Origin of the sequence: Nocardia rhamnosiphila NBRC 108938 (genome assembly GCF_000720425.1) — a bacterium.
Classification (GTDB): domain Bacteria; phylum Actinomycetota; class Actinomycetes; order Mycobacteriales; family Mycobacteriaceae; genus Nocardia; species Nocardia rhamnosiphila.
On record NZ_JOAJ01000002.1, the window covers coordinates 521,505 to 545,147 of the forward strand.

The following is a 23,643-nucleotide window of genomic DNA, read 5'->3' on the forward strand; positions in this document are numbered from 1 at the left end:
ACTATGTTAATCTGGATCCATGAGCACGATGAAGAGCCTGCCGTTCAGCGATTTGGTTCGGAAGCAGACATCGGTTTTCCCACTACTCGCCGACGCCGACGTGCTCTTGGAGCGCCGCGATGCCGAAAACGTCGTGCTGATGCGTGACGAGCGGTATCGCGCCATGGACGGCGCACTCAGGCTCGCCGCCCGGTCGCTCGGCCTGGTAGCGAAAGCGAACCGGAATTTGGCCGAGGAGGTCCTTGCCGAAGAACTACCCTGGCTACGCTGGCTACCGGCCGAACACCGGCCCGAAGCAATCGGAGAACTCCTCGACGATCTGCTCGCCGGCGCGGACACCGGGCACTACCTTCCATTCCTCAGGGATCTGATTGCGTGGAAGCACACGGCCGAGATCTACACGGACCCGGCGTTGGTGGCGGAGCTGAGCGGTCCGTTCAATACCTCCGAGTTCGTGGAGGTCGACCGGCCGGGCAAGCGCAGATGATCCGTCACAAGCGAGGCGACGAGGTTCCTCGCCCCAAACCGTGGCGGGAACTCCTGCACAACACAGACACGGCACGCGGTTGGTCCGAACTGGAGCGGCAGGCGATCGACGCATTGGATCGCGCTTGGGTCGCAATCACCTCCGAACCCCGCAGCGTCCGGAATCCAGGTCGTCAGCACCGATTGAAGGCGACTCTGAGCGCGGTGAAAATCGACGGTACCGAAATGGAGCAGTGGCAGTACGAGGTCACCAGCGGGGCGCGGATCTGGTACGCCATCGACGATGAGCAGCGGACATTGTGGGTTACCAAGGCCGAAACCGGCCATCCGGGGATCACGGACCGCGGAAAAGGCGGCGGCCGCCGCTCCCGGTGACCGCGGCCGGTTCCGCGTTGTAGCGCCTGCCGGTCGCCGTCGAATGGCCGGGGCGGAATGGTCCCACCACGCCGCCCCGGCTCTCAGAACGTGGCCGGCATACTCTCCCAGCCGCGCACTGTGGAGGTCGGTGAGAGTTTGGCGTTCGACGCGTCGGCCTCCCACTCCGGGAAGCGTTTCAGTATCTCCTCCAGCGCGATCCGGCCTTCCAACCGCGCCAGTGCCGAACCCATGCAGAAGTGGGTGCCCACGCTGAAGGCCAGGTGCGGCTTGCTCTCCCGGTGGATATCGAACACGTCGCCGTCGGGGGCGAACTGCCGGTGGTCGCGATTGGCGGCGCCGATGAGCATCATCATGGCGCTGCCCGCGGGCACCGTCGTGCCGTGGAATTCGATATCCCGGGTCACATAGCGTGCCACGTGCGGCGCGGGGGGTTCGTAGCGCAGCAGTTCCTCGATGGCGGCGGGGATCAGAGATGGGTTCCGGACGAGTTCGCGCCGCTGGTCGGGGTGTTCGGAGAGGACCTTGCCCGCCCAGCCGATCAGCCGGGTGGTGGTCTCGTTCCCGGCCCCGGATACGACATTGATGTAGGTGAGGATTTCGGCGCGGGTCAGGTGGCGCAGCGTGCCCGTCTCGTCCTCGAATTCGACAGTGAGCAACTCGGAAATGATGTCGTCGGACGGGTTCTCGGCCCGCCAGTCGACGTATTTCTCGAACAGTTCACCACTGGCCAGGCTCTCCGCCGACACCGCCATCGGCTTGCCCTCTTCGGTGCGCATCTGGTCGTTGGCGAAATCCCGGACCGCTTCCTGGTCCTCCTCGGGAATTCCGAGCAGCATGCCGATGGTCCGCATCGGCATCTGCGCGCCCAGGTCGGCGATGAAATCGATGCGGCCGGTGCCGACCAGCGGATCGAGGCTGCGCCGGCAGAACTCGCGCACCTTCTCCTCCAGCGCCGCGATCTTGCGCGGCGTGAACATGCGCGACAGCAGTTTGCGGTGCATGGTGTGGACGGGCGGATCCTCGAAGATGAGTACACCCGGCGGGATCTCGATATTCGCCTTGATGAGTTCGATGATGGCGCCGCGTGCGGAGCTGAAGGTGTCTTTGTCGATCAGCGCGGCATTGACGTCGGCGAAGCGGCTCAGCGCGTAGAAATCGTGTGTTTCGTTGTAGTACAGCGGTCTCTCGTCACGGAGCCGTTTGAACATGGGATAAGGGTCGGCGTTCAGCTCGACATCGTAGGGGTCGTAGTAGACGTCGCTGGGCGCGCTGGTCGTCACAGGTCGTCTCCTCTCCGGGAGTTGTGCGGCGTGGTCACCACGTCACGGGTAGGCGGTAGACGCCGAAGGCGAGCTTGTCGTGTTTGAATTCGACGTCTTCGGCCGGAATGGCCAGGCGCATGGCGGGAATCCGCCGCAGCAGGGTTGTGAAGACGATCTGCAGTTCCACCCGGGCCAACTGCTGGCCGACGCACTGGTGCGGGCCGAAACCGAAGCCGACGTGGAGGCGGGCCGGGCGGGTCAGATCGAGTTTGTCGGGCTCCGGGAACTGGGCGGGATCCCAGTTGGCCGGGGCCAGGTCGATGATCACCCCGTCGCCGGCCCTGATCGTCTGCCCGCCGATCTCGATATCGTCGAGCGCGACCCGGCGCTGACCGTTCTGGATGATGCTCAGATAGCGCAGCAGTTCTTCGACCGCATTCGCCACGACCTTGGGATCGTCGGTATCGCGCAGCAGGGCGAGCTGCTCGGGGTTCTCGAGCAGGGCGAGAGTGCCGAGCGCGATCATGTTCGCGCTGGTCTCGTGGCCGGCGATGAGTACCCCCGTGCCGATCTGGGCCGCCTCCTTCATGGAGATCTCGCCCGCGGTGACACGTTCGGCGAGTTCGGTGACCATATCCTCGGCCGGATTCTCCATCTTGGCCTTGATCAGATCGATCAGGTACCGGGCCAGGCCGACCCGGCCTTTGGCCGACTCCTCCTTGGTGGCGTAGCGGGAGACACCGGTGGTCGCGTGCTGCTGGAAGAACTCGTGATCTTCGTAGGGCACGCCGAGCATTTCGCTGATCACCAGCGACGGCACTGGCAGCGCCAGGGCTTCCACCAGGTCGGCGGGCCGCGGGCCGGCCAGGATGGCGTCGATATGGTCGTCGGTGATCTGCTGGATGGCGGGGCGCAGGGCGTCGACGCGTTTGACGGTGAACGGTTTGGTCATCATCCGGCGAAACCGGCTGTGCTCCTCGCCGTCGGTGTTGAACACCGATTTGGCGCGGTGGTTGACCAGGTCGAGCATGCCCTCGTTCCAGTGCGGAAATCCCGGCTGCGAATCATCGACGCTGATCCGGGGATCGGACATGAGCGATTTGAGTTCGGCGTAACCGGTCACCAGCCACGGGGTACTGCCGTCCCAGATGCGCACGCGGCTCAGCGGACGGTCGCTGATCAGGCCGAGCACCTCGGGTGGCGGCGCGAACGGGCAGCCGGGCGCCCGGTCCTGTGGATAGGCCAGGATCTCGGCGGGGTCCGGTGCGGCCTGGATGGGTGTCTCGGCTCCGGAAGAATTCGACACTGCTACTCCTCGTGGACGTGAATGGCCATGGCGGGGCACACGGCGGCGGCCTCGCGCACCTCGTCGGCGAGCTCGTCCGGCGGGTTCTCGTCCAGCAGGACGACGATGCCGTCGTCCTCGCGCTGATCGAACACCGCGTCCGCCGCCATCACGCAATGCCCGGCGGCGATGCATTTCCCTTGTTCGACAGTCACTTTCATGACGTTCTCTTTCTGGTGGTGATGATCGCGACTCGGCCGGCTCACGACGATCCCGCCGGGGCGGAGGCGGAACCGTTGGCCGCCGGGTCGGGTCTGCGGGTGCGCAGCGGCTTACCCGCGGTGGTGCCGCCGTCGACGGTCAGGACCGTCCCGGTGAGATAGCGGGACCGGTCGCCGGCGAAGTAGACGGCCGCTTCGGCGACGTCCTCGGGCGTGCCTTCACGGGGCAGGGGGCGGTCCTGGTTCATCATCTCCCGCATGGCCCGCGTCATCCGCTCCGCCTTTTCCGGCGACATGGTGGTGGAGGCCTTGGCAAGCAGATCGGTGGGGATGTTGCCGGGGGCGAGACAGTTGACCCGGATGTCGTACTGCGCGAGTTCGATCGCCGCGGATTTCGTGAAATGGATGACCGCCGCTTTGGAGGCACGGTAGGTCATCACCCCGCCGCCGGCCTGCACCCCGCCCACCGAGGACAGGTTGATGATCGAGCCGCCGCCGTGCTCGGACATGTGCCGGGCGGCCAGCCGGGTTCCCGCCATGACGCCGAGCACGTTGACCGACATCACCCGATGGAAATCGGCGAAATCGTCGTGCAGGATGCTGCGGTGCATCGTCCCGGAGATCCCGGCGTTGTTGCACATGATGTCCAGGCCGCCGAAGCGTTCCACCGCGCACTCGACGAGTGCGGCGAGCTGCTCGGGGTCCCCGACATCGGTGGCCCGGAACAGCGCGCCCGCGCCACAGCGCCGGGCCACAGCGGCGCCGCGCTCGGCGTCGAGATCACCCACCACCACCCGGGCCCCTTCGGCCACGAACCGCTCGACCATGGCGCTGCCCAGCCCGGTCGCGCCACCGGTCACCACCGCGACCTTGCCCGCCAACTCATTGCCCATGCCCTGAATTCCTCTCGTCACGACTTCCGTAGCCCCCGTGGGTCCCGCGCGGAACCTGCGATTCATCCGCTGCGCGGGTAGCCGGAGGCCGGGGACTGCCGGTCCAGGAAGTCCAGTAGCAACGTGTTGACCGCTTCGGGTCGTTCCAGCTGTGGGCAGTGCCCGGCCCCGTCGACGACGGCCGAACGGGCGTCCGGGATACGGGCCGCGAGTTCGGCGGCCCAGCCCGGGGGCAGGAGTTTGTCGGCGCCGCCTTCGACCACCAGGGTCGGGACCCGGATCCGCTCGAACGGGCGGTCCCCCGGGCCGGGCGGCGGCGGGGCATCGGGACGCCGGAACCGCGCGGCCGCGATCGCCTCCCACGCGCCGGGGGCGGTCGCCGAGTCGAATCGGCGGCGCACATAGTCCTCGTCGGCCGGGTAGGCGGGCGAGGCGAACAGCGCGGTGACGATCCGGCGCATGGCGGGCAGGGTGGCGTCGAAATCGTAGAGGGCCTGCATATGCTCGCCGGCCCGGATCTGCCCGCCGCCGCAGATGGTCACCATGGCCCGCACCGGCAGCACCGGATGATCGGCGGTGGTATCGGCCAGCAGATTCACCGCGCCCATCGAATTGCCCACGAAAAACGCGGATTCGATGCCGAGCAGCGCGCAGAACCGGGCGAGGTGCCGGATACGCAGCCCCCGGCCGTCGGTGAAATCGACGACCTTGGCCGATTCACCGAAGCCGAGCATATCGGGCGCGAAGACGTGGTAACGCTGAGCGAGCGCGGAAATGGTTTCTTCCCAGCCTATTTCGGCGCTCGCCCCGAACTCGCCCCCGTGCAGCAGGACGACCGGTTCGCCCGCGCCCGCCTCCAGGAAATGGGTGTGTAGTCCGTCCACCACGAGTGTGCGGTGCATGTAACCACTCGTGCTGTGCCGATCCAGGACGCCCGCGGGCCCTGAACCGCCACGCTCCGCTTCCGGCCCCTGAACCGATTCGCTTGTGCTGTGTCCACCGAGGACGACCGAGGACTCTCCGTGGTTTCGCCTTGCCGGCTCCCTCGTGCTCTCACCCCGTACCACCGAGGATCCGCCACGGCCGCGCTCCGCGGGCGCCTGCCTATCCGACCCGCTCGTGCTGCGTCCTTCCAGCACGACCCGGGTCCCTCCGAGGTCGCGCTCCCCGGCCGATTCCCGGTCCGAGTCGCTCATACGGTGCCGCCGATCGCCCTGGCGCTGGTGAGCACCTGCGCGGCCAGCAGCTCGAGCTGACCGCGTACCCCGGGGTCGGCCAAGGCCCCGGTGTCGTCCCAGATCTTGTCCGCCGAATTGATCGCCACCCCGATGGGTGTGGGCCAGGCGCGCAACGCGTGACCGATACCGCGCAGCTGGCCGAGGGTGCCGACCGCGGCCTGCCAGCCGTAGGCGCAGGTGATACAGCCCCAGGGTTTGTTGTCCAGGTAGACCGTGGGATCGGTCCGCATATCCTCCACATAGTCCAGCGCGTTCTTCACCAGACCGGAGATGGCGCCGTGGTAGCCGGGCGATCCGACGATCACCGCGTCGGCGGCGCGCAGTGCCTCCACCAGTGCGATCGCCTGCGGGGTGCGGGCGGGATCGTGCGGGTTGTACATGGGCAGATTGATATCCGCGCCGCTGAACAGCGCCGTGCGGCCGCCACGCCGCTCGACCTCGTCCAGGCAGTGCCGGAGGGCGCGCTCGGTCGAGGAATTCGCCCGCAGCGTCCCGCCGAGGCCCACCACGAACGGCCGTGTCGCGGCGCCGAGTTCTGTGCGATCCACCATTGTGCTTCCCACGGACATGACCGGCCCTCCTATTTGATGGCGATCGGGTTGATCGGCGAACCCACGGCTCCGACGACGCGCAAGGGCGGTGCGATCAACTGGAATTCGTAGACACCGTCGGCGGCGCAATCGGCGGCCAGCGCGGTGAAATCCCAGTATTCGCCCAGCATCAGTCCCATATCGCGGAGGCAGAGCATATGCATCGGCAGGAAGGTGCCCGTGACACCGGAGACCGGGTCCTCGACCATCAGATTGTCCGCCGCCACCGCCGCGATCTCGTGTTCGTGCAGCCACTGCGCGCAGCGCCAGTCCAGGCCGGAATAGGGTTCGGTGCCGTCGCCGGCTTCCAGGAAACGGTTCCACCAGCCGGTGCGGACCAGCACGATATCGCCGGATTCGATGGTCACGCCCTGACGTGCGGCCACCTCGTCCAGTTCGTCCGGCGTGATCGGCTCCCCAGGGGCCAGGAAGGTATCCGCACCACGATGTTTCACCAGATCCAGCAACACGCCGCGGCTGGTGATTCCCTTGCTGTCGACCTTGTCGATACCGCAGTGGAACGCGCCGAGGCTGGTCACCGAATTCGCCGGGAAACCGTTGTAGAGCTTGTCGTCGTAATAGACGTGGGAGAACGCGTCCCACTGGGTCGCGGCCTGCAACGGCATGACGACCATATCGTCGTTGAACCGGAACGGATTGTCCTCGAAGAATCCGCTCAACTGGCCGGCCACCGAATTACGCAGCCATTTCGGGCCGTACTCGACGAGGGTTTCGGCGTCGCCACCGTCGACCGTCATGAGGTGGGTCGGGTTCTGCCGGAACTGGAACGCGCCCTGCGGACCGGAGGAGCCGAAATCGATACCGAGCGGGAACACTCTCCCGTGCCGCACGAGTCGCGCGGCGGCGGCGACTTTGGCGGGGGTGATGAAATTCAGGGTGCCGAGTTCGTCGGCCGCGCCCCAGCGCCCCCAGTTGCGAACACTGTCGCCGACCTTCCGGAAATCGGTCAAAGTCGCCACGGTGCTCCTCCTTCCACAGTTCTCATTCGTTGGGCGCCGGTGTCATTGCGCGTCCGTGGGCGCGGAGCCGGCCAATTCGTCCGCCAGGCGTCCGGCGATATTGCCGCCGTCGACCCACAGCACCTGGCCGGTGATGTAACCGGCGGCCCGGCTGTTCAGGAACAGCAGTGCCGCTGCCTGTTCGACGGGGTCGGCGGCCCGGCCCAGGGGTTTGGGGATTCCGTCGAGGTAGTCCTGGCCGTAGGCGTTGCGCAGCTGGTCCAGGATGGGTGTTTCGGTGACGCCGGGTCCGGTGCAGTTCATCCGGATACCGCGGGCGGCCAGTTCCACCGACCGCCGCACGGTGTAGAGGATGATGGCCTCTTTGGACAGCCGGTACCCGCCGTCGGCGAGCGCCTCCGGGTGGTTCTCGCACCAGGCGATCCCCGCGGCCATCGACTCGGTGTCCAGGAGTCCGTTCACCGCCCACCGGTTGTCCAGATAGCCGGCGGCGGCCAGCGAGGAGACACTGACCACCGCCGAACCGGGCGCCATATGCGGCACCAGGGCTTCGGTGAAATGCCGGAGTCCGAGGAAATTGATGGTGGCCACGCGCAGCGGGTCACCGATTCCGGACGAGACGCCGGCGATATTGAACAGCGCGTCGACACCCGTACCGACCTTGCGCGCGGCCCGGTCGATGGAGTCGGGGTCGGCCTGATCCATTTCGTAGAACGCGTCGAGTTCGGTCCCGGGGCGGAGCAGATCCAGCCCGACGATCTCGGCGCCCAGATGCCGCAGCTGATGCACCACACAGGCACCGATGCCGGAGGCACAACCGGTCACCACCACGCGTTTCCCGTCGAAACGCCACCGTTGGTCGATCGTCTCCACCTCCGGCACCTCGCTCTCTGTCCTGCGGCCGCGGGCGGCGGCTCAGCCCTGCTGTTCGTCCTTGAGCCGCTGGGCGGCCTGCACCCGGCCCTCGTTGATCTCGGCCATCGCCTCGGGGATCTCGCTGGCGGTGAACTTCCCGCCGCGGCCGGTGGGCAGACCGCCGAACGAGTACTCCTCGTCGAAGTCCGGCGCGGCCAGCGGACGCCGTCGCCGCTCGACCTTCTCGATGACCGGCTCGAGCCGCTTGGCCTTCGCGGCCACGGCTTTCTCGTCGCGTTCGATGAATTCGGGCAGGATCTCCTTGCCCATGATCTCGATGGACTCCATGGTGCCCTCGTGGCTGCGCGGATTGAGCAGCAGGATGATCTCGTCGACCCCGCTCTCCTCGTAACCGCGCAGGAACTCGCGGACCGTGTCCGGCCCACCGATCGCGCCGCGACCGGGACCGTAGGCGAGGGTCTCGTCCTCTTTCACCGCATCCAGATACTTTTCCCACACCCCGGTCCGGCCGGGGGTGTGCATACCGGTCATGTAGTAGTGCATGATCCCGAACGAGAAGAAGCCGCCACCCACACCGAGCCGTTTCACGGCCTCGTCGTCGGTGCGCGCCACCATCATCGACAGGTCGCCGCCGATGGCGAGGATGTTCGGATTGAGCTGCGGGACAGTGGGTGCCGCCTTCTCCTCGAACTCCTGGTAGTAGCCGCGCACCCGTTCCCCGAGCGGGCCCGGGCCGGTGTAGGCGAAGCTCAGCGCGCCGATCCCCTTCTGCGCCGCCATCTGCACCGAGGAGGGCCGGGTACAGGCGACCCACAGCGGCGGATGCGGGGTCTGCCGGGGTTTGGGGATGACATTGCGCGGCGGCATCTCGATGTGCTGGCCTTTGAACCCGGTGAACGGCGTCTCGGTCATACAGCGAAGGGTGACGTCGAGCGCTTCTTCCCACTGGCCGCGTTTATCGGCGGGGTCGATATTGAAACCGCCGAGCTCACCCACCGAAGAGGATTCACCGGTGCCGAACTCGACCCGGCCACCGGACAGGTGGTCGAGTGTCGAGACCCGTTCGGCGACACGGGCGGGATGGTTGATGCCCGGCGGCAGGTGCATGACGCCGAAACCGAGGCGGATGTTCTTCGTCCGCTGGCTGGCGGCCGCGAGAAACATCTCCGGCGCGGTGGAGTGGCAGTACTCCTCGAGGAAATGGTGTTCGGTGAGCCATACGGTGGAGAAACCGGCCTTATCCGCAGCTTCTACCTCGGTCAGCCCGTCCTGGAACATCTCGAATTCGTCATCGTCGCTCCAGGGCCGCGGCAGGGCGAACTCGTAGAAGAGGGATATTTTCATCGGTTACCTCCAGTGGAATCGATCGTCACGTCATTTCCTTCGGCCGGCCGGACCACCCCTTCGCCGGTATCCCCCGCTCCGGACAGTGCCCGCCCGGCGCAGTGCTCGGCGGCGATGTATCCGAAGGTCATGGCCGGGCCGATGGTGGCGCCGGCGCCCGCGTAACTGCGGCCCATGACCGCGGCCGAGGTGTTGCCGACCGCGTACAGCCCGCCGATCACCGACCCGTCGGCGCGCAGTACCCGGGCGTGCTCGTCGGTGCGCAGCCCGCCCGAGGTGCCGAGGTCGCCGAGGACGATCCGGAATGCGTAGTAGGGCGGTTTCCCGAGCGGGAACAGATTCGGGTTGGGCAGCGTGGGGTCGCCGTAGTAGTTGTCGTACACGCTGTCACCGCGCTGGAAATCGTCGTCGTGACCGGCCAGGGCGAGTGCGTTGAACCGGGCCGCGGTGGCCTCGAGTTCGGCGGCGGGTACGCCGATCTTCCCGGCGAGCTCGGCGAAACTGTCCGCGGTTTTCACCACACCGGATTCCAGCCAGGCCGCCACCATCGCGAACCCGGTCGGCACCGGCGCGAACGGCACCTTCGGAATCGGCAGATGCCCGCCGATCACATATTTGTGCCAGGACGCGTTATCGGTGATCAGCCAGCATGGAATATGGGTCACTCCGGTGCGCTGGCCCGCGATCATGGCGTGCCCGAAATCCATATAGGGCGCGGCCTCGTTGATGAACCGCTTACCCGCCCCGTTGACGATGAACTGGGCCGGCATCATCCGCTCGTTGAGCATGAACTGCATCCGGCCGTCCGGCCAGTGGATGGCCGGGAACCACCAGGCCTCGTCCATCAGCTCGGTGGCCGCGCCGGCCTGCTGCCCGGCCCGGATACCGTCACCCAGGGCCACCGGGTTACCGAAACTCCAGTCCTGCTCGACTTCCGGTAGTTCCGCTTTGCGCCAGGCCATATCGTGGTCGAATCCGCCGGTCGCCAGGATCACGCCGCGGCGCGCCCGGATCCGTACCGGTTTCCCGTCCCGGGCAACGACCGCGCCGGTCACCTGTCCGTCGGCGCCGGTGATCAGGGAGGTCATCGGCGAACCGAGCCACAGCGGGATATCGCGCTCCCGCATGGCCAGGCGCAACCGGGCGATCAGGGACTGTCCGATGGCGGCGATCCGGTCGCCGAACACATGCGCCCGGAACATCCGCCAGATCAGCTTCAGCATCACCGCCTTACCGCGCCAGTTCTGCCGGACCTGATAGAACAGCCGCAGATCCTTGGGCCCCAGCCAGATCCCCTTCGGCGCGAGGGCCAGTGGTTTGAGCAGCTTCTCTTCCTCGTCACCGAGCTCGCGCAGATCGATCGGCGGTACGTTGATGGTGCTGCCCTGCGGCGAGCCGCCCTCGAGTTCGGGGTAGTAGTCGGCGTAGCCGGGTTTCCACACGAATTCCAGCCATCGGCTGTGCTCTTCGAGAAACGCCATCATCTCCGGCGATTTCTCGACGTAGGCACGCAACCGCTGCTCGGTGACCAGCCCACCGGTGATGGTCCGCAGATATCCGACCACCGCGTCGGGGTCGAGCGCGAACCCGTCCCGCTGCTGCGCCGGCGCGTTGGGTACCCAGATACCGCCGCCGGACAGTGCGGTGGAACCCCCGTAATAGTCGGCCTTCTCCACCACCAGGGTGTCCAGGCCCAGCGCGTCGGCGCGCAGCGCGGCGCTCATCCCGCCGCCGCCGGACCCGATCACCAGCAGATCGACGGTTTCGTCGAAGTCCGTCTCGTCGGTGCTCACTCATCGCCTCCTGTCGTCGGTCGGCTCATCCGCGGGCCAGGCCGTGCGCACGGCGAAACCGGCGATGAGCTCGGGCGCGGGCCGGTAGTAGCGCACCTCGGTTCGATACGAGCCCTGCGCGGCCAAGGCCGCGAACGCGGCCACCCAGGTGCGGACCTCGTGCGCGGAATTGCCCGCCACCCGGGTGATCTCGCTGTTGGCCCAGTCGTCGACGGCCGCCAGGCGGCCGGTGTCCACCAGCTCCAGGAACGCCCGGTCCCATTCCGGGTTGAGCGGCTGCAGCGGACTGTCGCCGGCGGCGAAGTCACGGGCGGCCGCGATCACCGCGGTCTGCCGGGCGGCCCGCTGTTCGGTGGTCATCGGGCGGCCGTGCACTATCCGCTCCAGCACCGGTTCGGGGGCGGTCGCCCGCTGTGGCACCGGCGGGTCGTGGGACAGACCACCCGAGCCGATGACGAGAACCCGCTTGCCCAGGGTCGCGAGATGGCGGCCGACCGCGGTACCCAGCGCCCGCACCCGGCGCAGCGGGCCGAGCGGTGTCGCCACGGAATTCACGAAGATCGGGATCACCGGCCGCACGGTGGCGTCGCCGAACAAGCGCTGCAGTGGCTGCACAGTGCCGTGATCGACCGACATCTCCGCCGAGGTGGCGATATCGATCCCGCCGTCGAGCAGCGCTTCGGCCAGTCGTAGCGCACGATCCGCCGGGACGTTCAGCGGTCCCGCGTGGGTCCCGTAATCCCCCACCGCGGTCGCTGCCGTGCCGACGCAGAAGGGCGGCATGAGCTTGTAGAAGAACCCGTTGTAGTGGTCCGGGGCGAAAAGGACCACCAGCTCCGGGTCGAAGTCGCGCACGAAATCCCGGGCCCGGTCCAGGGCGGCCCCGACCTCCGCGCGCAGGCCGGGACCCGGCCCCGGGAGATCAAGGAGCGGGCTGTGCGAGACGCAGCACACGGCCAGCGGCATCGGTACCTCCCGGAGTGAGTTCGAGGGTGTTGCGCAGCGCCGCCCCGAGTTCGGCGGCGTGCTGGGCGATGGAGGCGCCCGCGATACAGCGGTCCGGGCGTAGGAAGAGCACCGAATCGAGTTGGGCGTCGAACCACTTCTTCAAGGCGCCGGTGCTGTCCCCGACAACCACCACCTCCGGGTCGTCGTGGCCGGTCCAATGCAATTGGGTGGCGGGCCGCGCCTCCACGAAACGCGCCCCGAGTGCCTTCCAGAGTGCGAACTCCTTCTCGCCCAGAACTTTTCGCGGATGGTTGTTCCAGCACAGCACCGCGAACCACGGCCCCAGCGCGTCGTCGAGCAGTACCGCGGGCTGCGCGCGGGTCGCGACCCGCGGTTGGATGAACAGGGTGCCGACGGCGGACTGCGGCGAACGCGACCAACCGTGCACCACCGCGCCGCGGTCGTAGCGCGGCATGGGTTTGAACCGCATGCCGAGCACATACCGTTTCAGCGGCGGTACCAGCGCCAGCCCCCGCACCAGGACATCCCGCACCGCGGCGACCTGATGGTTCGTCGGGGAGATGACCCGCCCGACCATGGTGGACAGATCGATCATGGCCCGGGCGTGTTTGCGCCGCTCCTGGTCGTAGGTGTCGAGCAGCCCGTCGCCGGCGGTCCCCGACACCACCGCCGCCAGCTTCCAACCGAGGTTCGCCGCGTCCCGGATACCGCTGTTGTAGCCCTGGCCCTGCCAGACCGGCATGAGATGCGCGGCGTCACCGGCCAGCAGCAGGCGGCCCCTCCGGAATTCGCCGGCGATCCGGGAATGGTGGGTGTAGACCCGGCGCCGGATCACGTCGAGGCGCTCCGGATGCGGTACGAACGGCGCGAGCAGCCGGGCCAGGAACTCCGGTGTTTCGGCGTCGGCATCGGATTCGTCGGCATGCAGGAGGAATTCGAATCGCCGGATGCCGTGGGCCAGCGAGATCGACACATTCGGTCGCGCCGGATCCGCCCCGACTTCCACATTCGGATGTCCGAGCGGATCACCGTCGATATCGACCACCAGCCAGCGGGTCGGTGAGGTGGTGCCCTCGAAACTCACGCCCATCGCATGCCGGGTGGTACTGCGCCCGCCGTCGCAGCCCACCACATAGCGGGCGCGGACCTGCTGCGGACCGTCGGCGGTGTCGAGCAGGGCCCACACCTCGGCACCGGTGTCGTCGCATTCGCGCAGCGCGGTCGCCCAGCGGATCTGCACACAGTCGAAGCGGTCGAGCCCGGCCAGCAGTTCGGCGTCCACCAGCGGCTGGATGAATCCGCTGCGCTTGGGCCAGCCGAATTGCTGGTCGGTCGGCGCGATCTCGGCCAGCAGCCGCCGCTGTCCGTCGACGAACCGCATGATCTGGTTCGGGTTGGTGTGCGGCAGGATGCGCTCCACCAGGCCGGTGGACTGCAGGGTGCGCAATGATTCGTCGTCGATGCCGACACCGCGCGGGTAGTCGATGAGGTCCGGGCGTTCCTCCACCAGCAGGGTGTGCACACCGTAGCGGCCGAGGGTATTGGCGATGGTCAGCCCGACCGGCCCCGCACCGACGATCAGCACGTCGAAGAGCTCGGGCCCGCTGCCGTTTCCGGTATCCATCTCAACCACCCAGCAGAAATTCGAGATGCAGTGCGTCGAACGCCGCGGGCGCCTCGTACTGCGGCCAGTGTCCGCAGCCGGGTAGCACCTCGAAGCGGGCACCGGGGATCATGGACGCGATCCGCGTGCCCTCGGCGACGTCGGCGGTGGGATCGTCGCTGGTCCACACCACGAGCGTCGGCGCGGTGATACCGCCGTACTCCCGCGGCCCGAGCAGATTCCGGGCCCGGATCTCCGGATCCTGTAGCGCCATGATGTCGCGCATGGCGTCGACGAAACCGGGCTGCCGGTAGACGCGCTGCCGGCTGGCGACGATATCGGCGTAGTCCTTGGATTTGTCCGCCATCAGCCATTTGATCCGGGCCTGCACCGTCTCCCAGGTGGGGTCGGCGGCCGCCGCCATGGACAGGGTGATGATCCGCTGCATGACCTCCGGATCGGCCTGTGAGCCGCCCGCGGTGTTGAGCACCAATTTGTCGACCCGGCCGGGATGGTCGTAGGCGGCCCGCGCGGCGACCCAGCCGCCGAGCGATTCACCACTGATATGAGCGCGGGCGGCGCCGATGGTATCGAGGAACGAGATCAGATGCCGCACATAGTGTTCGACTTCCAGGGGATGCCCGGGTCTATCGGTGTACCCGTGGCCGAGCATATCGATCGACCAGGTGGAGAAGTGCTCGGCATGCGCCGCCAGATTCCGGACATAGGCCTCGGCGTGCCCGCCCGACCCGTGCAGGAACACCAGCGCGGGCCTGCCCCGGTCGCCGGCGTGCAGATAGCGCGTGCGCGCCCCGGCCACATCCAGGTATCCCTGACTGAACGCGACACCCTGCAGGTCGCACCACACACTCTCGTATTCCGACACTGCTACCTTCCGCTCTGTCCACTGCCCCGGCACCGCGGCGATCACGCCGTACGGTCACCGTGTTCGCTCAGTACTTCACCGATTCGCCGGTGGCCGCGTGATGGCCCGCGCGCAGACCCCAGACCATCCCGGGCCCAAGGGTCCCGCCGGCGCCGCCGTAGGCACGCCCGGTCACTCCGGCCATCGCATTGCCGACCGCGTACAGCCCGGGGATCACGCCACCGCCGACGTGCCGGACCCGCCCGTCGCGATCGGTCCGCGGTCCGCCCTTGGTGCCCATGGCGCCCACGGTCACCGGGACCGCGTAGTAGGGGCCGTTATCGATCGGTCCGAGCGTGCGCCCGACGACGGTTTCCGCGTCCGGGTCGCCCCAGTAGCCGTCGTATTCGCTGGCACCCCGGCCGAAGTCGGGATCGGACCCCGCCGCCACGGCCCGGTTCCAGGCGGCGACGGTGCGACGCAACCCTTCGGGATCGATACCGGTCCGGGCGCCGAGTTCGGTGAGGTCCGCGGATTCGCAGAACCAGTCGGGTGCCACACCACCGGGTTCGACGCCCAGGAATCCGTAGCGGCGCAGATGTTCGGCGTCGAACACCATCCAGCCGGGGTTGTTCACATAGCCGCCGCGCGGGTCCAGGTAGTGGAAGGCGCCCGCCATGGAGTTGTACTCGGCCGCTTCGTTGACGAACCGCGCACCGGCCCGGTTCACGATGATGCTGCGCGGCCGGGTGCGTTCCAGCCGGACACTGCGGCTGCGTTGCCGGCCGTCGATGGTGTCACCGGGCAGCTGCACCACCGGGACCCACCAGGCCTCGCCCATGTTCCCGAGGTCGGCGCCGTGCGCCATGGCCATCCGCAGCCCGTCGCCGGTGTTGTTCGGCGGTGACACCGGGCCGGTCATCGGCCCTCGCAGAAAGGCTCTGACCAGGCCGGGATCCCATTCGAACCCGCCGGTGGCCAGGACCACGCCGCGACGAGCCCGGACCGCCGACCGCCTGCCTCCGATCTCGACCCGGACCCCGGTCACCGCCCCGTCCGCGGCGAGCAGATGCACGGCCCGGGCTCCGGTGCGCGGGGTGATCCCGGCGGCGAGTACGCCCTCGAGCAGCCCGGCGACCAGCGCCTGACCCGCCACACAGACATCGGCCGAGGCGTCGCCGAGTACCGCCCGCAGCCGGGCCCGGGTCTCGGCATCGAAGCCGACATTGCTCCAGTCGAGCGGGAACGTGGTGATCCGGTCGCGCCATTCGCCGAGCCGGGCCAGATCGTAGGCCGCGGGGCCCAGCGACCGGCCGCCCGCGGGCTGACCGCCGGGCAGCTCCGGCTTGTAATCCGGGAACCCGTCGGCCACTTCGAATTGCACGGCACTGTGCTCTTCGACGAAATCGAGCATGCGCGCGCCCGTGCGGACGAACACCTCGACCAGTTCGTCGTCCATGGAGTCCAGGGACTGCGCGTTCAGGTAGGCCAGTGCGTCGGCGACGGTGAGTTCCCGGTCCGCCCGGGCGTGCGCGGGAATCCAGGCCAGTCCGCCGGATACCGCGCTCGTGCCGCCGACCGTGGCCGCCTTCTCGAACAGTGCCACCGAGGCACCCTCGACGGCCGCGGCGAGCGCCGCGGTGAGCCCGGCGGCTCCGCTGCCCAGAACGACTACGTCGGCCTCCTCGTCCCAGGTGTTCGACGGATCGGATCCGGCAGCCGATGGCTGTTGCGATGGCACTGCGCTGTCCTTTCGGCGAGCAGGCGGAGAGGCGCCGGTCCCGGCGGGCTGCCGTGCGGAGCACGGGCCGGACCGGCGCGAGTAAAACGATAATCTCCCTTTATGAGAATACTATTCTCGCAGGATGGATGCCGCAATACCCTCTCGGATCAAATGTTTCTGGATCTTGCCGCTGGGGGTGCGGGGGAAGTCCGTGGCCTCGAACAACCGCTCCGGAAACTTCTGCCGTGCCACTCCCGCGCCCTCGAAGAAGGCCCGCACCTCCGCCCGGGACGGGAGCTCACATCCCGGCTGCAGCCGCAGCACCGCCCCCACCACCTCCCCGAACCGTTCGTCGGGTAAGGCGATCACCACCGACTCCGCGACCTGCGGCATGGCGTCGAGCACATCCTCCACCTCGCGTGCCCCCACGTTCTCGCCGCCGCGGATCACCACATCGGCTTTGCGATCGGTGATGGTCAGGCAGCCGTCGGCATCCAGCACCCCGATATCGCCGGTGTGATACCAGCCGTCGGCGTCGAACGCCCGCGCGGTCAGCTCCGGATCGGTGTAGCCCAGGCACAGATCCGGTCCGCGGCTGAGGATCTCGCCGTCCGCGGCGATCCTTATCTCCACACCCGGCATGGGCCGGCCGTCGGTGGTGAGCCGCTCGCGCGCGGGGGCGTCGAGCGCGGAGGCCGTGATGGACGGATGCTCGGTACTGCCGTAGGCACGGAAGGCGATCACGCCCAGATCGGTCAGCGTCCGCGTCACGGCGGCCGGCACAGCCGAACCCCCGAGCCCCACATAGCGCATATGTGCGAGATGCCCCGGGGTGTAGTCGGGGTGCTCGACCATACTCGTGACGAAATACGGTGGGCCGCCACCCACCACGAGCCCGTCGGATCGCATGAGCGCCAGCGCCCGCCCCGGATCCCAGACGTCGAGCAGGTTCACCGGCCGGCCGTGCAGTACCGGGAGCAGGCAGGCGCCCACCATTCCGATGAAGTGACCCACCGGGGTGGCGGTCAGCTGGTCTCCACGGTCCTCCCTGTTCCGTTCCGCGAGCTGCACCGATTCGCAGCCGAGGGTCTGATGGCTGTGCACGACACCCTTGGGCGCGCTCGTCGTCCCGGAGGTGAAGGCGATGAGCGCGGGGGCGGCCGGGTCGGCGGGCAGTACTCCCGGCATGGGTTCGTCGGCGAGCAGATCGTCGAAATCGCGCCCCACCACGCCCACGACGGGCACCTCGGCACAGACCTCCGGATCGTGCACGGTACGACCGAACTCGGCCATGGTGATGAAAACCCGCGGCCGGGCGACCCGCAGGATATGGCCCAGTTCCCTGCGCCCGTAGAAGTGCACGATCGGCACCACCGCGGCACCCAGGAATGACGCCGCCCAGAAGGTCGCCGCGGCTTCCATCCAGTTCGGCAGCTGGAACGCCAGGACATCACCGGGGCCGACGCCCCGGGCCCGCAGGCCCGCGGCCAGCCGCCGGGCGACCCGTTCGACCTCGGCGAACGTCCCCCGCCAGGGCCGCACCTCGGAATGCACCCGGAATTCGGTCTCCGGCGCGGCGGCCAGGCCGCGGCTCAGCAGATCGCCCATGGTGTCGCCGGTCCACCAGCCCTCGGCGATATACCGGGCGCGTAGTTCGTCGGCCACCATCCGGGTCACCGGACCCCACCTCGAATATGCCGGTCGGACATAACGGTTCACCCCTTCCGCGCCGGCGGAATGCCCGGCACCCCATTCGAGGCGCCCGCGCGAGCGCGTCGGAGTCGTATCCGCCGACTGGTGAAAATGGAATTCTCTATCGAAGCGAACGATAAAATCGCCTCAGGCTTTCGGCAGGCCGCGCCCGTTACCGGTTCTCGGCAGCCGAATTGCCGCGTCGGCCGGAATCGGACCATCGACCAGGCTTCTTCCGAAACCTTGCCGCCGAGCCCACAGGTAGAGTACCGTTCTCGTATGCGAAAACGTAGTTCTTTTCGCATACGAGAACAGCCGTATGTCCGCAGCCGGTACCCGGCGGTGCTGGGTCGACACCGAATCGGGGCCGCGGCCGGATCGACGCGCGGCGCGCGCCGCGCACCCTGCCCCGTGCCCGCGGCCGCTCCCGGCGGTCCGGCACACCGGGCAGGTGGCTCCCGAAAACAGATCGAAAGGGAATGCTGTGGGACGTGTCGAAGGCAAAGTCGCATTCATCACGGGCGCCGCACGCGGTCAGGGCCGTAGCCACGCCGTACGACTGGCCGAGGAAGGCGCCGACATCATCGCGGTCGACCTCTGCCAGAACATGTCGACCATCGGTTACCCGCTGGCCTCGCCCGAGGATCTCGAGGAAACCGTGCGCCTGGTCGAGAAGACCGGCCGCCGAATCATCGCGTCCCAGACCGATGTCCGTGACGCCGTCGCCCTGAAAGCGGCACTGGACGCGGGCGTCGCCGAGTTCGGCAAGCTCGATATCGTGATCGCCCAGGCCGGCGTCGCGGGTATGAAGGGCGCACCGGATATCCAGGCGTGGACCGATGTGATCAACACGAACCTGGTCGGCACCATCAACGCCATCCAGGCCGCGCTCCCGCATCTCGGCGAGGGCGCCTCCATCGTGGCCACCGGCTCCACCGCGGCAATGGTGGACACCAGCAAGGTCGACAATCCCGGTTCGGACCTCGGCGGTATGGCCTACGTGCATTCCAAGCGCGCCCTGTCGTACTACGTCTTCGATATCGCCCGGCACCTGTCCCCCCGCGGTATCCGCGCCAACGTGGTCCACCCCACCAACTGCAACACCGACATGCTGCAGAGCGAGCCGATGTACCGCTCGTTCCGGCCCGATCTCGAGAACCCCACCCGCGCCGACGCGGAACCGGCCTTCTATGTCCAGCAGGCCATGAAGACACCGTGGATCGAACCGGTCGACATCTCCAACGCCATCCTGTTCCTCGTCTCCGACGAAGCCCGCTTCGTCACCGGTATGCAGTTGCGCGTCGACGCCGGCGGCTACCTGAAGTGGTACGACCACAAACTCTGACCCCGCCCGGCCACGCCGGTGCCGGCGGCGCGCGCACGCAGGCGATCGTTGCGCGTGCCGCCACACCGGTGGCGAGTCGGCACCCGACTCCCGGAGCGGCGCAGAGTTCCGGGCCCCGGCGAAGGTTCGCCGCACCCAGTGATCAGCAGAGGGACTACAGACCGTGACTTCTACGGATAACGACCAGCGCAAGCAGAACCGGTACCACTTCGATCGGCACACCCCCGAATACCGCGAGCAGTTCACCGAGATCACCCACGAGATGCACGCGAAATGCCCGGTGGCGTGGACCGACACCTACGACGGGCACTGGGTCGCGGCCGGCGGAAACGCGGTCTTCGAACTGGCGCGCTGCCCCGAGGTCTCGGTCGATCACGACGTGCACAACGAACGTCGCGGCTACCAGGGTATTTCCATCCCCAAGGCACAGCGGGCCGCCCTGGTCCGCGGCGGCATGCTGGAGATGGACGAACCGGAACACCGCACCTACCGCTCCGTGCTCAATCCGTATCTGTCCCCCGCCGCCGTCAAACGCTGGCAGCCTTTCATCGACGAAATCGTGCGGGCCTGCCTGGACGAGAAGATCGAAACCGGCCGTATCGATTTCGTGGACGATCTGGCCAATATCGTCCCGGCGGTCCTGACCCTGGCCATGCTGGGCATTCCGCTCGTGAAATGGTCGGTGTACAGCGATCCGGTGCACGCCTCGGTGTACACACCGGAGGATTCGCCCGATGCCCCGCGCGTCGCCGAAATGCATCGGACCATGGGCATCGATATCCTCACCAGTCTCCACGAAGCGAAGACCGCCCCCCGTCCGGGCCTGATCAAGGCACTCACCGAACTGCGCATCGACGGTGAGCCCGCGCCCGATATGGAACTTCTGGGCATGATGGGTCTGCTCATCGGCGGCGGTTTCGACACCACCACCGCGCTCACCGCGCATTCACTGGAATGGCTGTCGGAGAACCCGGCTCAGCGGGAGGAGCTCAGCCGGGACCGCGACGAACTACTCGACTCGGCCACCGAGGAATTCCTGCGCTACTTCACTCCCGCGCCCGGTGACGGCCGCACCATCGCCGACGACTGCACCTACCAGAACACCGAGTTCCGCGAGGGCGAGCGGCTGTGGTTGTCCTGGGCGATGGCCAACCGTGACGAATCCATCTTCCCGGACCCCGACGATATCGTGCTGGACCGTAAGGGCAACCGGCACTTCAGTTTCGGGCTCGGCGTGCACCGGTGCATCGGATCCAATGTCGCCCGCACCGTGTTCAAGTCGATGTTGCTGGCGGTGCTCGACCGGATGCCGGACTACACGTGCGACCCCGAGGGCACGGTCCACTACGACACCATCGGTGTCATCCAGGGCATGCGGCATCTGCCGGCCACCTTCACCCCGGGCAAACGGCTGGGGCCCGGTCTGGACGAGACTCTGGCTCAGCTGCAGCGCATCTGCGACGAGCAGGGCCTGGCCGCGCCGGTAACCGAACGGCCCGACGCCGCGGTGATCGACTTCGACTACTGACCGCACGGTACCGGCCGATACCGCGGGGTTCGGCCGGTATCTCTCTCCGACGAGGTGATCGCGATGCAGGACCTGCCCGACGGCACCCGCACTCCGGTGATCGACACCAGCGTGCACATCTTCTTCCGCTCCAACGACGATATGCGCTCTTATCTGAACGAACCGTTCAAGAGTCGCGGTATCCCGGACCCGGAAATGGACTGGTACGGCGCACCGGGTGGCGAGTACGTCAAGGGTGCCCGCGGGCCCCACAAGGGGTACCCGGGTTCGGACCCGGAATTCGTCGGGCAGCACCTCTTCGAAGAGCGCGGGGTGGATGTGGCCGTGCTGCATCCGATGACCCGCGGCATCCTGCCCGACCGCCATCTCACCACCGCGGTACTGTCCGCCCACAACGACATGATGGTGTCACGCTGGCTCGACAGCGGCACCTACTGTGATCACTTCCGCGGCACACTGCGGGTGAATCCCGAGGATATCGGCGGAGCGCTGCGCGAGATCGATCGCCTCGGCGGCCATCCGCGGATCGTTCAGCTCGGGATCCCCCTGCAATCGCGGGAAGTCTACGGAAAACCGCAGTTCTGGCCGCTGTGGGAGGCGGCGGCAGCGGCGAACCTGCCGGTCGCCGCGCATATCGAGACCGGGGAGAGTATCGGTCTGCCGCCGACCCCGTCCGGGCATGCGCGCACCTACGAGCAGTACTACGGGTTCATGGGGCTGAACTACCTCTACCACCTCATGAACATGATCGCGGAGGGTGTGTTCGAACGGTATCCGGGCCTGAAATTCGTCTGGGCCGACGGCGGCGCCGATCTGCTGACCCCGTTCACCTGGCGGATGGACACCTTCGGCCGGCCCCACCTCGAACAAACCCCCTGGGCACCGCGGATGCCCAGCGACTATCTGCCCGGCCACGTGTACTTCGTGCACGCCACGATCGACGGCCCCGGCGATGCCCCCCACGCCGCCGAATGGCTGAACTTCACCGGTAAGGACGACATGGTGATGTTCGGGTCCAGTTACCCGCACTGGCACAGCGGCGATACCGACACCCTGCCCGCCGCGCTGACCCCGCAGCAGCGCGAAAAACTGTACTGGCGCAATGCCGCCGCCTTGTACAGCATCGATATCGACGCGGTCACCGCGGTCGGCTGATGCTGCTGCGGGCGGCCGCATCCGCGATAGGGCGATACCTCCGCCTTCGCTACGGCCTCCGCCGACCATATGCAGCCCCAACGAAGGAGGCGTGATGACAACAGCACAGGTACGGGCGCGTGTACCGTCCACGGAGCTGGTTCCGGTTCGCGTCGTGGATTCCGATGTCCATCCGGTCCCCCGGCGGGGCGATCTGGTGGACCATATCCCGGAACCGTGGCGCACCTCGTTCTTCCTCGGTCACCGGGTCGGCGACACCATCGTCTACGACGCGCCCGACTACGCCCATTCCAAGGCGATGCGGGTGGACACCTTCCCCGCGAACGGCGAGTTCCCCGGTAGCGACCCCGATATGGCGTTCCGCCAGCTCATCATGGAGGCCGGCTCGGATATCGTCATCCTCGAACCGACAGTGAAGGCGACCCGGTTGCCCGAGGCGACGGCCGCGATGGCCACCGCCGTGAACCGGTGGCTGGACGCGCAATGGCTGGACGCGCACAACAACTGGCACCGGCGCTGGCGCGGCTCGATCTGTGTGGCCATCGACGATCCGCGGGCCGCGGTCGCCGAGATCGAGCACTGGGCCGGGCACGAATACATGGCGCAGATCCTCATCAAGGCCGAACCCCGCCCGTCGTGGGGCGATACCCGCTACGACCCGATCTGGGCGGCCGCGGTGAAACACGATATTCCGGTGAGCTGCCATCTCAGTCGCGGCGCCTACGAGACCATGCCCATGCCGCCGGTCGGTTTCCCCAGCTACAACCATGATTTCATGGTCACCTACTCGCTGCTGGCGGCGAACCAGGTCATGAGCCTGATCTTCGACGGGGTCTTCGATCGGTTCCCGGCGCTGCGCATCGTCTTCGTGGAGCACGCGTTCACCTGGATCCTGCCGCTCATGTGGCGGATGGACGCGATCTACGCGGCGCGCGGGTCGTTCATGTCGATCACCCGGAAGCCCTCCGAATACGTGAAGGAACACATCAGGTTCACCACCCAGCCGCTGGACTACCCGGAGGACAAAACCGAACTCACCCGGGCCTTCGAATGGATGGAAGCGGACAAGATCCTGCTGTACTCCTCGGACTATCCGCACTGGACCTTCGACGACCCGCGCTGGCTGGTGAAACACCTGCCGCGCGCGGCCCGGGACAACGTCATGTTCCGCAACGGTATCGAGACCTATCATCTGCCGGAGACCGTACCGGCGCTGCCCGGACAGATGCGGGTGCACTGATGACGGAGGAGTTCGAGACGCCCGGTGCGGCTCCCGTACCGGACGAGCAGGCCGCGATGAGTGGCGCAGCCGCGCAGTCGGCGAGCACGGGACAGCCCGGGGCGACCGCAGACGCACAGCCGACGGGCGCCGGGACTCCCGGGGCGGCCGAAGGCGAACGGGTCCGGCTCGCCCAGG

Annotated in this window: 21 protein-coding genes; 6 read left to right on the forward strand and 15 right to left on the reverse strand. The window is 67.6% G+C overall.

The genetic code is table 11. The features are described 5' to 3' along the window. Window positions 1-28 precede the first annotated feature (28 nt). Together IG75_RS0111285 and IG75_RS39060 are read left to right on the forward strand one after the other, a co-directional pair. Window positions 29-487 carry a hypothetical protein gene (locus IG75_RS0111285; protein WP_245713295.1) on the forward strand — a complete coding sequence of 153 codons (459 nt, stop codon included), beginning with the start codon at window positions 29-31 and terminating at the stop codon, window positions 485-487. Window positions 488-690: 203 nt separating this feature from the next. Next, on the forward strand, window positions 691-861 hold the full coding sequence (locus IG75_RS39060; RefSeq protein ID WP_156058838.1) for a hypothetical protein: 171 nt from the start codon (window positions 691-693) through the stop codon (window positions 859-861). Window positions 862-944: 83 nt separating this feature from the next. Here IG75_RS39060 and IG75_RS0111295 read toward each other — a convergent pair whose 3' ends face one another. The 15 genes from IG75_RS0111295 to IG75_RS0111365 all read right to left on the reverse strand — a co-directional run bounded on the left by IG75_RS0111295 (window position 945) and on the right by IG75_RS0111365 (window position 18,174). Then, window positions 945-2,144 (reverse strand): cytochrome P450, encoded by a 1,200-nt coding sequence (locus IG75_RS0111295; RefSeq protein WP_030521169.1) that lies wholly within the window; start codon window positions 2,142-2,144, stop codon window positions 945-947. 34 nt (window positions 2,145-2,178) lie between these two features. Continuing rightward, a complete protein-coding gene (locus IG75_RS0111300; protein ID WP_030521170.1) occupies window positions 2,179-3,402 on the reverse strand; it encodes a cytochrome P450 in 1,224 nt (407 codons plus the stop codon). A gap of 32 nt (window positions 3,403-3,434) precedes the next feature. After that, window positions 3,435-3,632: a ferredoxin gene (locus IG75_RS0111305; RefSeq protein WP_030521171.1), complete on the reverse strand. Its 198-nt coding sequence runs from the start codon at window positions 3,630-3,632 to the stop codon at window positions 3,435-3,437. 41 nt (window positions 3,633-3,673) lie between these two features. After that, window positions 3,674-4,525, reverse strand: coding sequence for an SDR family NAD(P)-dependent oxidoreductase (locus tag IG75_RS0111310; protein WP_030521172.1), 852 nt, complete (start codon window positions 4,523-4,525; stop codon window positions 3,674-3,676). Between the two features lie 62 nt (window positions 4,526-4,587). Beyond that, window positions 4,588-5,427 carry an alpha/beta fold hydrolase gene (locus IG75_RS0111315; protein WP_030521173.1) on the reverse strand — a complete coding sequence of 280 codons (840 nt, stop codon included), beginning with the start codon at window positions 5,425-5,427 and terminating at the stop codon, window positions 4,588-4,590. 290 nt (window positions 5,428-5,717) lie between these two features. Next, window positions 5,718-6,314, reverse strand: a complete 597-nt coding sequence (locus tag IG75_RS0111320) for an NADPH-dependent FMN reductase (RefSeq protein WP_030521174.1) — start codon at window positions 6,312-6,314, stop codon at window positions 5,718-5,720. Window positions 6,315-6,343: 29 nt separating this feature from the next. After that, window positions 6,344-7,333, reverse strand: a complete 990-nt coding sequence (locus tag IG75_RS0111325) for a cyclase family protein (protein WP_030521175.1) — start codon at window positions 7,331-7,333, stop codon at window positions 6,344-6,346. 42 nt (window positions 7,334-7,375) lie between these two features. After that, a complete protein-coding gene (locus tag IG75_RS0111330; RefSeq protein WP_030521176.1) occupies window positions 7,376-8,206 on the reverse strand; it encodes a coniferyl-alcohol dehydrogenase in 831 nt (276 codons plus the stop codon). A 42-nt stretch (window positions 8,207-8,248) separates the two neighbouring features. Beyond that, on the reverse strand, window positions 8,249-9,553 hold the full coding sequence (locus IG75_RS0111335; protein WP_030521177.1) for an LLM class flavin-dependent oxidoreductase: 1,305 nt from the start codon (window positions 9,551-9,553) through the stop codon (window positions 8,249-8,251). Further along, complete coding sequence (locus IG75_RS0111340; protein WP_081876800.1) at window positions 9,550-11,346, reverse strand: FAD-binding protein; 1,797 nt, start codon at window positions 11,344-11,346, stop codon at window positions 9,550-9,552. Before IG75_RS0111340 ends, IG75_RS0111335 begins: the two co-directional genes overlap by 4 nt. Further along, window positions 11,347-12,312, reverse strand: coding sequence for a 3-carboxyethylcatechol 2,3-dioxygenase (locus IG75_RS0111345; RefSeq protein ID WP_030521179.1), 966 nt, complete (start codon window positions 12,310-12,312; stop codon window positions 11,347-11,349). Next, window positions 12,269-13,939 (reverse strand): bifunctional 3-(3-hydroxy-phenyl)propionate/3-hydroxycinnamic acid hydroxylase, encoded by a 1,671-nt coding sequence (locus IG75_RS0111350; protein ID WP_030521180.1) that lies wholly within the window; start codon window positions 13,937-13,939, stop codon window positions 12,269-12,271. Before IG75_RS0111350 ends, IG75_RS0111345 begins: the two co-directional genes overlap by 44 nt. Before the next feature lies 1 nt (window position 13,940). After that, window positions 13,941-14,804, reverse strand: coding sequence for an alpha/beta fold hydrolase (locus IG75_RS0111355; protein ID WP_030521181.1), 864 nt, complete (start codon window positions 14,802-14,804; stop codon window positions 13,941-13,943). Window positions 14,805-14,871: 67 nt separating this feature from the next. Beyond that, window positions 14,872-16,524: an FAD-dependent oxidoreductase gene (locus IG75_RS0111360; protein ID WP_051714491.1), complete on the reverse strand. Its 1,653-nt coding sequence runs from the start codon at window positions 16,522-16,524 to the stop codon at window positions 14,872-14,874. A gap of 111 nt (window positions 16,525-16,635) precedes the next feature. Beyond that, window positions 16,636-18,174 (reverse strand): AMP-binding protein, encoded by a 1,539-nt coding sequence (locus tag IG75_RS0111365; protein ID WP_030521183.1) that lies wholly within the window; start codon window positions 18,172-18,174, stop codon window positions 16,636-16,638. A gap of 508 nt (window positions 18,175-18,682) precedes the next feature. Between IG75_RS0111365 and IG75_RS0111370 the strand changes: the two genes are divergently transcribed. The 4 genes from IG75_RS0111370 to IG75_RS0111385 all read left to right on the forward strand — a co-directional run bounded on the left by IG75_RS0111370 (window position 18,683) and on the right by IG75_RS0111385 (window position 23,466). After that, window positions 18,683-19,543 (forward strand): mycofactocin-coupled SDR family oxidoreductase, encoded by an 861-nt coding sequence (locus IG75_RS0111370; protein WP_030521184.1) that lies wholly within the window; start codon window positions 18,683-18,685, stop codon window positions 19,541-19,543. Between the two features lie 163 nt (window positions 19,544-19,706). Continuing rightward, window positions 19,707-21,071, forward strand: a complete 1,365-nt coding sequence (locus tag IG75_RS0111375; RefSeq protein ID WP_030521185.1) for a cytochrome P450 — start codon at window positions 19,707-19,709, stop codon at window positions 21,069-21,071. Between the two features lie 63 nt (window positions 21,072-21,134). Beyond that, on the forward strand, window positions 21,135-22,226 hold the full coding sequence (locus IG75_RS0111380) for an amidohydrolase family protein (protein ID WP_030521186.1): 1,092 nt from the start codon (window positions 21,135-21,137) through the stop codon (window positions 22,224-22,226). A gap of 94 nt (window positions 22,227-22,320) precedes the next feature. Then, entirely contained in the window at window positions 22,321-23,466 is a 1,146-nt protein-coding gene (locus IG75_RS0111385) for an amidohydrolase family protein (protein WP_030521187.1), read from the forward strand. Window positions 23,467-23,643 lie beyond the last annotated feature (177 nt).